This window comes from Arthrobacter sp. NPDC093128 (assembly GCF_040683875.1).
GTDB lineage: Bacteria > Actinomycetota > Actinomycetes > Actinomycetales > Micrococcaceae > Arthrobacter.
Genome location: NZ_JBFBEY010000001.1, coordinates 112,749 through 124,741, shown reverse-complemented (window position 1 = coordinate 124,741; position 11,993 = coordinate 112,749). Strand labels below are relative to the sequence as shown.

The following is an 11,993-nucleotide window of genomic DNA, read 5'->3' as shown; positions in this document are numbered from 1 at the left end:
ACTAGGCTCCCTTCACGGCGGTGCGTACGAGGACGACCTGGCCGCGGGCACCGGGAACGGCGCCCTTGATGAGGAGCAGCGACTTCTCGACGTCAACTGCGTGAACCGTGAGGTTCAGCGTGGTGTGACGAACGGCGCCCATGCGGCCGGCCATTTTCATGCCCTTGAAGACGCGGCTCGGGGTGGATGCGCCACCGATTGAACCGGGCTTACGGTGGTTCTTGTGTGCACCGTGGGAAGCTCCAACGCCGTGGAAGCCGTGACGCTTCATAACACCGGCGAAGCCCTTACCCTTGGTGGTGCCAACGACGTCGATCTTCTGGCCGGCTTCGAAGACCTCAACAGAGAGCTCCTGGCCCAGCTCGTACTCGGCAGCATCTGCGGTACGGAGTTCGACGACGTGACGGCGAGGCGTGACGCCTGCCTTTTCAAAGTGACCAGCCAGCGGCTTGGTGACCTTGCGGGGATCGATCTGGCCGTAGCCGATCTGAACGGCGACGTAGCCATCAACTTCTGCATTGCGCAGCTGGGTGATGACGTTTGAGTCAGCCTGGACAACAGTGACGGGGATGAGCTTGTTGTTCTCGTCCCAGACCTGGGTCATGCCGAGCTTCGTGCCCAGCAGGCCCTTTACGTTACGGGTTGCGGTCATAGTCTCTCAGCACCTCCCTACAGCTTGATTTCGATGTTCACGTCAGCCGGCAGGTCGAGACGCATAAGCGAGTCAACAGCCTTCGGCGTGGGGTCGATGATGTCGATCAGACGCTTGTGCGTGCGCATTTCAAAGTGCTCGCGGCTGTCCTTGTACTTGTGCGGAGAGCGGATAACGCAGTACACGTTCTTCTCCGTCGGCAGCGGCACGGGGCCAACTACCGTTGCGCCTGCGCGCGTGACCGTCTCAACGATCTTCCGTGCTGAAACGTCAATGACCTCGTGGTCGTATGACTTCAGCCGGATGCGGATTTTTTGTCCCGCCATGTCGCCTGACTCTCTTTCAGTCTGTGCTTCCCCTGTTTGGGGCTGCCCTGTTTACTTACGCGTTGTGCGGCTGCCGAAGCATTTGAAGTCGTAACTACCACCCGCCGCACAAGCTGAATCCGGAAGAATCCGGGTTCCTCAACCTGCCGGCGTAACCGACCCCCGCGGTCGGGCGTGTCGCGCTCAGCACGCGTACTCGTCCGCAGTTCCATGGGGAGTGGGTTATGTTTGGTCTCCTACTTGGACCCTGACACCCGGCATTATCCGGATCGGGACGCGAAGGAGCGCTTGAACAACTCATCTAGTATGCCGGATTTTGCGGGCAGAAGCGAATCAGGCTATGCGGAGCCTTGCCCCCGCTCATTGCCTTCAGCAACAGTCGAATGGATGATAGGGACATGACTGTGCAGAACTCTGCGGCGTTGCAGAGCCTGGCCGGGCGGATGGATCCGGACTTCACCCTGGGTGTGGCCGCCGCTGCGTTCCAGATCGAAGGATCCCTCAAAGCTGACGGGCGCGGGCCCTCCGGCTGGGATGCCTTTGCCGAGAAGCCGGGAAGCATCCTGGACGGCCACTCCCCTGCCGTTGCCTGCGACCACTACAACCGCTCCGGCGAAGATGTGGCCCTGATGCGCGAGCTGGGCGTTGACTCCTACCGGTTCTCCATTTCCTGGCCCCGGATCCAGCCTGACGGCCGCGGCGCTTTCAACAGCCAGGGCCTCGACTTCTATGACCGGCTGATCGACCAGCTGCTCGACGCCGGCATCTCGCCGATGGCCACGCTCTACCACTGGGACACTCCCCTGCCCCTCGAACACAGCGGCGGCTGGATGAACCGGTCCACGGCGGAGCGTTTTGCAGAGTACAGCTCAGCCGCAGGGGAACGGTTCGGCGACCGGGTTGCCCAGTGGGTCACCCTGAATGAACCGGTTTCGGTGACCCTCAACGGATATGCGCTGGGCGTGCATGCCCCGGGCCACGATCTCCTGTTCAACGCCCTGCCGTCTATTCACCATCAGCTGCTGGGGCACGGCCTCGCGGTCCAGGCCCTGCGGGCCGCAGGCGTCAGCGGCGGGGTAGGCGTCACCAACCTCCACTCCCCTGTCCGGCCGGCAACAGGCAAGCCTGGCGACAGGATGGTGGCGAGGATTTTCGACACCCTGATGAACCGTGTCTACGCGGACCCCGTGTTGCTGGGCCGCTACCCGAAGCTGCCCCTTGTGGTCCGGCCGTGGTTCCGCTCCATGGGCAAGATCTCCGACGCCGACCTCCGGACCATCCACCAGCCGTTGGACTTCTACGGACTCAATTACTACTACCCCGTGAAAGTGGCCATGGGCCGCGGGACGGTCAGCGTACCGGCGAATAATTCTGCGGCACTGGCCCGGCTGCCCTTCCACGAAGTGGGCTACCCGGAGTACGAGACCACCGGGTTCGGCTGGCCGGTTGCCCCGGAGCACCTCGGCATCCTGCTCCGCGAAATGAAGGACCGGTACGGCGATGCCTTGCCGCCCCTTTACATCACCGAGAGCGGGGCGAGCTTCCCGGAGCCGGAGCACGTGTCCGGTCCGATTGCCGACACAAAGAGAATCGAATACCTGGCCAACCATTTGAGTCACGCGATTGCCGCCACGTCCCCGGGCGGTATCGCCGAGGACGTGAAGCTGCTGGGCTACTACGTGTGGACGCTGCTGGACAACTTCGAGTGGGCGGCCGGATACTCCCAGCGCTTCGGGCTGATCCACGTGGACTTTGACACACTGGAGCGCACACCCAAGGAATCCTTCTACTGGTTCCAGGCGCTCAGCAGGGCGCGGAGGGCCTGAGCGCCTGCCTACTGGTTCTTGTTGGCCCGGTTGATGCGCTTGGCGCGGTCGATCTCCTGGCGGAAGTGCTTCTTCGCCCAAAAAACGCCGGCGACTACCGCAGCGGCAACCAGGAGGAAAATAATCCATTCCATGATGCTGTCCTTTCGTTGTCAGCCACCTTACCAAGGCTTCACTGCAAACGATCCCGCCCGTCAGGGGTCGGCTGGGCCTCGGACTGCGGCCCTCCGTCAGCCGGCGCCTCCGCTTGGCGCGGGCCAGCTTCCACAGGGCAAATGCGATGAGCCCGACGGCGATCAGCGCCAGCAGCGCGAAGGTATAGGACCGAAGGGCCCACGTCAGGCACAGTGCGACACCGGCCGCACCCCACCAGACGAACATCCGTTCTCCGATAAGCAGTCCGGACAGCAGCAGTGCCGCGTGCAGGCCCAGGACCCACAGCTGCTGGCCGCCGGATCCGCCAAACAGAATACCCAGCCCGCTCAGGCCAAGCAGTGCGGCGCCCGCCCCCAGGAGGACGCGGCCCGCTGCCCGATATCCGTCAGCGAAGCGCAGCCCGGCCAGGGCTGCGGCCAACAGGACGTACCACTGCACCGCCCAGAACGGCGCCTGCAGGTGGCCATCGGTGATGAGGACGGCACGCTGCACCGCCATGGTCACCAGGAACGCGCCAATCTCGAGAGTCAGCCTCCGCGCCCGGACCGGAACTTCCTTCACGGCCACGGACACGGTTGCAGCCACGAACAGGGCCGCTGTCAGGGCCGTGGCATCGCGCACCATGCCCGCCGCCGCTGCCGCTGCCAGCCCGAGCGCCGCTGCGGAAACCAGGGTCCTCCGCCGCACTCCGCCCTGATCACTGAGCGCGAAGCTGGCGCCGTAGAGAACCAATGCCGCCGGCCCGCATCCGGCCAGCCAGGGCAGATAGGCGCCCCACGGCCCCTCGGTACCGCGAAATCCGGAGGCAGCAATCAACGTTGCCCCCGACAGGACAAGTGCTGCGGCCGGCGGATACAGCAACGGTGTTCGTTCCACGTGCGATGCCGTAAACCCGGTGGCGGCCAGAACCAGGAGGGTAGCGCCTGTAATCCACTCCGCAGCCTGGCCGACGACAAGTCCGGCGGTGAGGGCGGGAGCAGCTGCCCCGGCGAGCCAGAACCAGCGGTCCACGCCGGCTTTGCGTGAACCGTCGCCGTGCCGTTGCCGTGCAATGCCTGCGATGTTGAAAGCGAGTGACGCGGCCAGGAGGGCCAGGGGGACACCGTCCCAACTGAGAAGCGGCGCGGCGAGGACGGTTCCGGCCCCGAACTGCAGTGCCGGTCCCGATGCGATGACGGCGAACACTCCCCCGTACACGCAAAGGTAGAGCGCCCCACGTGCCGCAAACAGCCGATGGGCGGCCAGGGCACCAAGCACCAGCAGCAGCAACTCAACGAGGACAACTGCCCGCCCACCTTCGGCAGCGTGGATGGCGGAGGCGCCAGCGCCCTGGAGCACGTACAGCGCGGGCAGGACTGCCTGCGCCCCGAGGGTTACCCATACCGCGGCGTCCTGGAATGGCACTTGCTCCAGCCGGTGCCGCATGAACCAGCGGACAACGTGCTGCAATACCAGCACGCCGGCGAAGGTGAGTGACACCACGGTGCCGGACGCCGTGATGTCGAAGCTGAAGACCATCGCCAGCGCCGCTGTCAGCAGGCGGGCCGCGGCAAAGTAAGCACCCTTCGCCTGCCGCGGTTCCACCGCCACAACCATGGCAGCGCTGAAGGCCGCGAAGATGCCAAGTAGAAGTTCGACGTCGGACAGGCGGTCACCGCTGCAGACAAGCAAGACCGCCAACATGGACGGCGCAAAGGCTGCTGCTGCCGCCAGGTCACGGAACACGTATCCCGAGGCAGTTGCACTAAGGGCCATCACCGTGATGGTGAGGGTTCGTTGCCAGTCCCAAGTTCCCCCGGCCGCGGCTGTGTGGGGCAGAATCACGGCCGCCGCCAGGGTAGCGGTCTGCAGCATCAAAACAAGGGCGACGTCGGCCACCACCGTGTCCGGAGCCCGGTCGCGCACAGCGGCGGTCAGCGGGAACACGAGCTGAATCCCCAAAGCAACAATCAGGACTGTGGCGAGCGAAATTTCCTGACCCCCGACTACCACCGGCCCTGTGGACTCCTGGAGCTGCCCATAAGCAAGAACCAACAGGAGGGTTGCCGCAGCCCGGCCCATCCACCAGTAGGCCCACCGCCGGATGACGGCCGTTGAGCGCAGGGCCGAGGCGCCAAGATACAGGACGACGATCAGCAGGACGCCGTTGCCCAGTCCAAGCGAAACACTCGTGTAGGAGGCCAGGACGACAGCCGCCGAGACTGCCAGGGGCAACGCCTCCGCTGCCGTCGGTTGCCAGGAAACGCCCAAACCAAGACGCGGGAACAGGACCGTGCCCGTCGCCAGCGACGCCACGAGTTGAACCACGAGGGCGGTGGCCAAAAGCAGGTTCCCGGCTGTGGTGTCGGTGACGGACAGGGCCACGATGGCAGCTATCCCGGCAGCGGTAAACCCGACCAGTGTGGGCATCGGGGCAAGCACCGCGGCGCCGGCACGCTCCGCCGCGGCCGACGCCAGCTGCTGCAGCACGAGGGCCAGCGACAGGGCGAAGATGGCAGCAGCCAGCACTTCAGGGTTCCCCTCCATCACAGCGGAGGTCAGGACTGGAACGGCCAAGGTGCCCGCTATCCGCGCAGAAAGGATGAACTGCGGGCGCATCGGCGAACGGGTACCCGCCGACCGCACGGCCCAAAAAAGCGTGCCGGCGGCCAGGATGTTGAAGTTCAGCCACGGCCCCAGCTGCGCGCCTGCGATGACACCCGTGGCCAGCGCTGCCGGCGGCGCCCACTCGGCGGCTCCTCCGGCTTTGACGGCGATGACCATGCCGGTGGCTACGCTGCCAAGCACCGCCCACAACAAGAGGCCATCCTGGCTGCCGGGGACCGGCGGCAGCATGACTAAGACCATCAGCAGTTGCGCTCCAAAGGTGCAGAACGAGTCAGCCCGCCAGTGCCGTTCTCCTCCCCGGCCCGGACACCACCGCTGCAGTGCGGCCGCACACGCGGCCGTCACCACCGATTGCAGGGCCAGAAGGAATCCGGCCGTTACGAGGCTCCAAGTGACAGTGCCGGTCAGGTGCCAGGCCCAGGCCGAAGCCGCAATCGTCATCGCCAATCGCGCACCATAAATCTTTGGCAGACGGTGCCCGGCGGACGGCACGGCGGCCGCAAGTGCGAAGTATGCTCCGCAGAGTGCCATGATCAGGGCGAACTCGCCTCGATCCAAGCGCAGCGGCAGAATCGTTGCCGCTACGGCCACTGCCGGGACAACGAACGGGTCGAGAAGCATGACGGGACGTAGGAACACGGGCGGGAGCCAGCGCGGCTTCATCAGCGTTACCAATGTCATCGCCGCAGCGAAGCCGATCATGGCCCCGAAGTACCAAATGAGCGAAGCACCCAGTGCGGCAACTCCCGACCACGCCGTCGAAACCACAAACGTGAGGGACAGATACACCAGCACGCGGCTTTCGAGCCGAAGAGCGGCAGCGACGTAGGCCAGCGTTCCAACAACGGAGGTCAGGAGCCACGCGAGGGGACCGTCCTGGACGGCAAAGTTGTACATCGCCAGGCCCGCGACGGGCACCAGCGCAAGCCCGGTTCCTGCAAAGGCTACCGCGGCAGGACGCAGTCTCGGAGCCTTTGCGTGCAGTGCAAATCCTGCGCCGTAGAAAAGCACCGTGATGAGGCAAACGCCGGCAAAACGCAGCACAGCCGGCAGGCTTGTGCCGACAAAAAGCGCCCCCGCTGCCACCAGCAACAGACTGGCAACATAGAGCGTGACGTTGATGTTCTGCCGTTCGCGTTTCTCCTTGCGGGCCAGCCGTTCGGCCGGAGACTCTTCGAACGGAGCCCCGCCCAAAGACGGCGGGGCCGCGAATGGCCCATCAAAGGATGGCGCGTCCACCGGAGCCCCAACATTCGGAGCGACCAACGTCGGCAGGTGCGTGAACGGCTGCTGCCCGGGTGCGGCCGGCAACAGGCCCGGCACCGGCACCTCTGCCGGCGTGTCTGCTGCCTCTGCAGGCGGGAAGACAGGCAAATCGGCGGCATAGCCAGCTGCCGCCGTCGTCATGGACGCCTCGGCAGCAACCTGCCGAGGTAACCCGGAAGCCATGTTGGCGTCATTCCACCCCTGCACGTGGCCTGCCATGAAGCCGTTCCGGTAGGCGTCGCCCCCGGCGGCCTTCAACTGGCGGACGGAATGCCGGGAGACGATCAGGAGGACGGCGGCAATGATGAGCAGAAGCGTCATGAGGGCGGACCACATCTCGGTTCCTTTCGGTGAATCGCCGCAACGACCTTCGATGCAGTTTATCCAGCGACTGGACTAACTCTAGCAAAAAACAGCCCCGCTGCGTATAAACGCAACGGGGCTGTTGATAAGTATCAGACGACCGTCAGACGGCGTGCTGATCCCTGATCAGCAAGTATTACTTGATGATCTTGGTGACGCGTCCCGAACCAACGGTGCGGCCGCCTTCGCGGATTGCGAAGCCGAGGCCGTCTTCCATGGCGATGGGCTGGATGAGCGCAACGGTCATCTCAGTGTTGTCGCCAGGCATAACCATTTCCGTGCCTTCCGGCAGGGTGATAACGCCGGTTACGTCCGTGGTGCGGAAGTAGAACTGCGGGCGGTAGTTGGAGTAGAACGGGTTGTGACGCCCGCCTTCGTCCTTGGAGAGGATGTAGACGTTAGCCTCGAAGTCGGTGTGCGGGGTAATGGAGCCCGGCTTGACGACAACCTGGCCACGCTCTACGTCATCACGCTTCAGACCGCGGAGCAGGAGGCCACAGTTCTCGCCGGCCCATGCTTCGTCGAGCTGCTTGTGGAACATCTCGATACCGGTAACCGTGGTCTTCTGGACCGGGCGGATGCCGACGATCTCGACCTCAGAGTTGATCGCGAGGGTTCCACGCTCGGCGCGGCCCGTTACAACGGTGCCACGGCCGGTGATCGTGAAGACGTCTTCGATCGGCATCAGGAACGGCTTGTCACGGTCACGTACGGGGTCCGGAACGGACTCGTCGACTGCAGCCATCAGGTCCTCAACGGACTTGACCCACTCCGGGTCGCCTTCCAGAGCCTTGAGGCCGGAAACGCGAACAACCGGTGCTTCGTCGCCATCGAAGCCCTGCGAGCTCAGGAGCTCACGAACTTCCATTTCGACGAGGTCGAGGAGTTCCTCGTCATCGACCATGTCAGCCTTGTTCAGTGCCACCAGCAGGTAGGGAACACCAACCTGGCGGGCAAGCAGAACGTGCTCGCGGGTCTGAGCCATCGGGCCGTCAGTGGCGGCAACCACGAGGATTGCACCGTCCATCTGGGCAGCGCCGGTGATCATGTTCTTGATGTAGTCAGCGTGACCCGGAGCGTCTACGTGTGCGTAGTGGCGCTTCTCGGTCTGGTACTCAACGTGGGAGATGTTGATGGTAATGCCGCGCTGACGCTCTTCGGGAGCAGAGTCAATCGACGCGAAGTCACGCTTCTCGTTGAGAGTCGGGTACTTGTCGTACAGCACCTTGGAAATGGCGGCCGTCAACGTCGTCTTACCGTGGTCAACGTGACCAATGGTACCGATGTTAACGTGCGGCTTAGTCCGCTCGAACTTTGCCTTTGCCACAGGTTCCTCCTAGAACGTTTTCAAATGACTTACCCTTCAGTCGCGCTTGTCGCGGCCGAAACTTCAGTAAGTCTACTTGGGGGGCTTGGATTGGTGAAATTGCAGATTCAGGAACTAATACTAGTCCCTCGAGCCTGTTCGTGCAGATGGCCGAGACCCGGCTTGACCGGACTGCATCTGGCCTGGACCGGCCACCTGCACCGGGCTAGTTTCCGGAACCGGAAACGCACCCGAGTTTGTCGCTTTGAAAGTCCGTTGGACTACTCGCCGCGGTTCTTCTGGATGATCTCGTCGGCAAATGCCTTCGGGACCTCGGCGTAGCTGTGGAACGTCATGGAGTACACAGCGCGGCCCTGGGTCTTTGAACGCAGGTCGCCGATGTAGCCGAACATGCCGGACAGCGGGACGTGTGCGCGGATAACCTTGACGCCCTGAGCATCCTCCATCGACTGCATCTGGCCACGACGGGAGTTGAGGTCACCGATAACTTCACCCATGTATTCCTCAGGGGTGCGGACCTCGACATCCATCAGCGGTTCGAGCAGGATGGGGTTCGCCTTGCGTGCAGCTTCCTTGAAAGCCATACGGCCGGCGATCTTGAACGCCATTTCCGAGGAGTCAACATCGTGGTACGCGCCGTCAATCAGCGTGGCCTTGATGCCGACAACCGGGTAGCCGGCCAGGACGCCGTCGTTCAGTGCATCCTGGATACCTGCATCAACAGACGGAATGTATTCGCGCGGGATACGGCCACCAGTGACCTTGTTCTCGAACTCGTACAGCTCGCCATCGGAAGTATCCAACGGCGCGATCGCGATCTGGATCTTTGCGAACTGACCCGAACCACCGGTCTGCTTCTTGTGCGTGTAGTCGTGACGCTCTACAGCACGCTTGATGGTTTCGCGGTAAGCAACCTGCGGCTTGCCAACGTTTGCCTCGACCTTGAACTCACGGCGCATGCGGTCCACCAGGATGTCCAGGTGGAGCTCGCCCATGCCGGCGATGATGGTCTGGCCGGTGTCTTCGTTGAGGGAGACCTGGAAGGTCGGGTCCTCAGCGGAGAGCTTCTGGATGGCCGTGGAGAGCTTCTCCTGGTCACCCTTGGTGTTCGGTTCGATGGCAACCGAGATCACGGGCTCCGGGAAGCTCATGGACTCGAGGACGATCTGGTTGCTGGAGTCGCACAGGGTGTCGCCCGTGGTGGTGTCCTTCAGCCCGATCGCTGCGTAGATGTGGCCGGCGGTAGCGCCCTCAACGGGCATTTCCTTGTTGGCGTGCATCTGGAACAGCTTACCGATGCGCTCCTTCTTGCCCTTGGTGGAGTTGACCACCTGGGAACCTGCCTCGACGTGACCGGAGTACACGCGGATGAAGGTGAGCTGACCGAAGAACGGGTGGGCAGCAATCTTGAAGGCCAAAGCCGAGAACGGCTCCTCGGACGACGGCGCGCGCGTCAGTTCCTTCTCTTCGTCGCGAGGATCGTGACCGATCATCGGGGGGACGTCGAGCGGGTTCGGCAGGTAGTCGACGACGGCATCGAGCATCGGCTGTACGCCACGGTTCTTGAAGGCAGAACCACAGAACACCGGGTACAGCTCGGAGTTGATCGTCATCTTGCGGATGCCGGCCTTGAGCTCATCGACGGTGATTTCTTCACCTTCGAGGTACTTCTCCATGAGCTCTTCGGAAGCCTCGGCAACGGTCTCGACGAGCGTTGCGCGGTACTCTTCGGCCTTGGCCTGGAGATCGGCGGGGATCTCCTGGACCTCGTACTTGGCACCCATGGTGACGTCACCCTTGGAGTCACCGGGCCACACCAGGGCGCGCATCTCAAGGAGATCCACGACGCCGATGAAGTCGTTCTCGGCACCGATCGGCAGCTGCATGACCAGCGGCTTGGCGCCGAGGCGGCCAACAATGGTGTCAACGGTGAAGTAGAAGTCAGCGCCGAGCTTGTCCATCTTGTTGACGAAGCAGATACGCGGAACGTTGTACTTGTCAGCCTGGCGCCAGACAGTCTCGGACTGCGGCTCCACGCCTTCCTTGCCATCGAACACGGCGACGGCGCCGTCGAGGACGCGCAGGGAGCGCTCAACCTCAACGGTGAAGTCAACGTGGCCGGGGGTGTCGATGATGTTGATCTGGTTGTTGTCCCAGAAGCAGGTCACGGCGGCAGACGTGATGGTGATGCCGCGTTCCTTTTCCTGTTCCATCCAGTCGGTCGTCGAAGCGCCGTCGTGCGTTTCGCCGATCTTGTGGTTCACACCTGTGTAAAACAGGATGCGCTCGGTGGTGGTGGTCTTGCCGGCATCAATGTGGGCCATGATGCCGATATTGCGGACCTTACTAAGGTCGGTAAGCACGTCCTGTGCCACGGTGTCTCCCTTTCGGATGGACTACACGTTCGCCGCCGGCTCGTCAGAGCCGGCGGCGTCCGGGAAGTATTACCAGCGGTAGTGTGCGAAGGCCTTGTTGGACTCGGCCATCTTGTGGGTGTCTTCGCGACGCTTGACAGCGGCACCGAGGCCGTTGGATGCATCCAGGATTTCGTTCTGGAGACGCTCGGTCATCGTCTTCTCGCGGCGGGCCTTGGAGTAGCCGACCAGCCAGCGGAGGGCGAGGGCCGTGGAGCGGCCCGGCTTGACCTCAACCGGAACCTGGTAGGTTGCGCCACCGACGCGGCGTGAGCGGACCTCGAGGGAAGGCTTGACGTTCTCCATGGCCTTCTTGAGGGCTGCAACGGGGTCGCCGCCGGACTTGGCGCGGGCGCCTTCGAGTGCACCGTAAACGATGCGCTCAGCGGTGGACTTCTTGCCGTCTACGAGCACCTTGTTGATGAGCTGGGTGACCAGCGGGGAGCCGTATACGGGATCTAGAACTAGCGGCCGCTTGGGGGCCGGACCCTTGCGAGGCATATTACTTCTTCTCCATCTTTGCGCCGTAACGGCTGCGGGCCTGCTTACGGTTCTTCACACCCTGGGTATCGAGGGCGCCACGGACGATCTTGTAGCGGACACCCGGAAGGTCCTTCACACGACCGCCACGGACGAGCACAATGGAGTGCTCCTGGAGGTTGTGGCCTACACCGGGGATGTAGGCAGTGACTTCAACGCCACCGTTAAGGCGCACACGTGCAACCTTACGCAGAGCCGAGTTCGGCTTCTTCGGGGTGGTGGTGTAGACGCGGGTGCAAACACCGCGGCGCATCGGGCTGCCGTTAAGCGCGGGAGCCTTGGTCTTTTTGACCTTAGGCGTGCGGCCCTTTCGGACCAGCTGGTTAATCGTAGGCACTCTCGTGTTCTCCGTTTTATCCGGAGCGGCCGCTGACAGCCGCTCTCCTTTTGCTTTGCCCCGCCGCCCGAGCTTTGAAGAATCTCCAGAGCAGCTGAGGCGAAGCCTTAATAGTCGGATCGCACACCGGGGAACCTGACTCACGTCAGCAACGGCCCCTAGGCATGCAAAAATGTGGC

Annotated in this window: 10 protein-coding genes; 3 read left to right on the top strand and 7 right to left on the bottom strand. The window is 63.2% G+C overall.

Going from position 1 to position 11,993, the window contains the following annotated elements; translation table 11 throughout:
• Nucleotide 1 precedes the first annotated feature (1 nt).
• Both rplC and rpsJ read right to left on the bottom strand, forming a co-directional pair.
• On the bottom strand, nucleotides 2–652 hold the full coding sequence (gene rplC, locus AB0N24_RS00600) for a 50S ribosomal protein L3 (RefSeq protein ID WP_102973689.1): 651 nt from the start codon (nucleotides 650–652) through the stop codon (nucleotides 2–4).
• Between the two features lie 17 nt (nucleotides 653–669).
• Entirely contained in the window at nucleotides 670–978 is a 309-nt protein-coding gene (gene rpsJ, locus AB0N24_RS00595; RefSeq protein ID WP_003803825.1) for a 30S ribosomal protein S10, read from the bottom strand.
• Between the two features lie 398 nt (nucleotides 979–1,376).
• On the opposite strand from rpsJ, the gene AB0N24_RS00590 reads away from it, so the two are divergent.
• Entirely contained in the window at nucleotides 1,377–2,804 is a 1,428-nt protein-coding gene (locus tag AB0N24_RS00590; RefSeq protein ID WP_364119046.1) for a GH1 family beta-glucosidase, read from the top strand.
• Nucleotides 2,805–2,812: 8 nt separating this feature from the next.
• On the opposite strand, the gene AB0N24_RS00585 is transcribed toward AB0N24_RS00590, so the two are convergent.
• A complete protein-coding gene (locus tag AB0N24_RS00585; protein WP_258073772.1) occupies nucleotides 2,813–2,938 on the bottom strand; it encodes a hypothetical protein in 126 nt (41 codons plus the stop codon).
• A gap of 494 nt (nucleotides 2,939–3,432) precedes the next feature.
• On the opposite strand from AB0N24_RS00585, the gene AB0N24_RS00580 reads away from it, so the two are divergent.
• Nucleotides 3,433–3,657, top strand: coding sequence for a hypothetical protein (locus tag AB0N24_RS00580; protein ID WP_364119043.1), 225 nt, complete (start codon nucleotides 3,433–3,435; stop codon nucleotides 3,655–3,657).
• Nucleotides 3,658–4,193: 536 nt separating this feature from the next.
• A complete protein-coding gene (locus AB0N24_RS00575; protein ID WP_364119041.1) occupies nucleotides 4,194–4,436 on the top strand; it encodes a hypothetical protein in 243 nt (80 codons plus the stop codon).
• A gap of 2,896 nt (nucleotides 4,437–7,332) precedes the next feature.
• Here the strand turns inward: AB0N24_RS00575 and tuf are convergent.
• The 4 genes from tuf to rpsL all read right to left on the bottom strand — a co-directional run bounded on the left by tuf (nucleotide 7,333) and on the right by rpsL (nucleotide 11,814).
• Entirely contained in the window at nucleotides 7,333–8,523 is a 1,191-nt protein-coding gene (tuf, locus tag AB0N24_RS00570) for an elongation factor Tu (protein WP_307045584.1), read from the bottom strand.
• A 260-nt stretch (nucleotides 8,524–8,783) separates the two neighbouring features.
• Entirely contained in the window at nucleotides 8,784–10,898 is a 2,115-nt protein-coding gene (fusA, locus tag AB0N24_RS00565; protein ID WP_214953779.1) for an elongation factor G, read from the bottom strand.
• Between the two features lie 69 nt (nucleotides 10,899–10,967).
• A complete protein-coding gene (gene rpsG, locus AB0N24_RS00560) occupies nucleotides 10,968–11,438 on the bottom strand; it encodes a 30S ribosomal protein S7 (protein ID WP_011692813.1) in 471 nt (156 codons plus the stop codon).
• Nucleotide 11,439: 1 nt separating this feature from the next.
• Entirely contained in the window at nucleotides 11,440–11,814 is a 375-nt protein-coding gene (gene rpsL, locus AB0N24_RS00555) for a 30S ribosomal protein S12 (protein WP_011692814.1), read from the bottom strand.
• Nucleotides 11,815–11,993 lie beyond the last annotated feature (179 nt).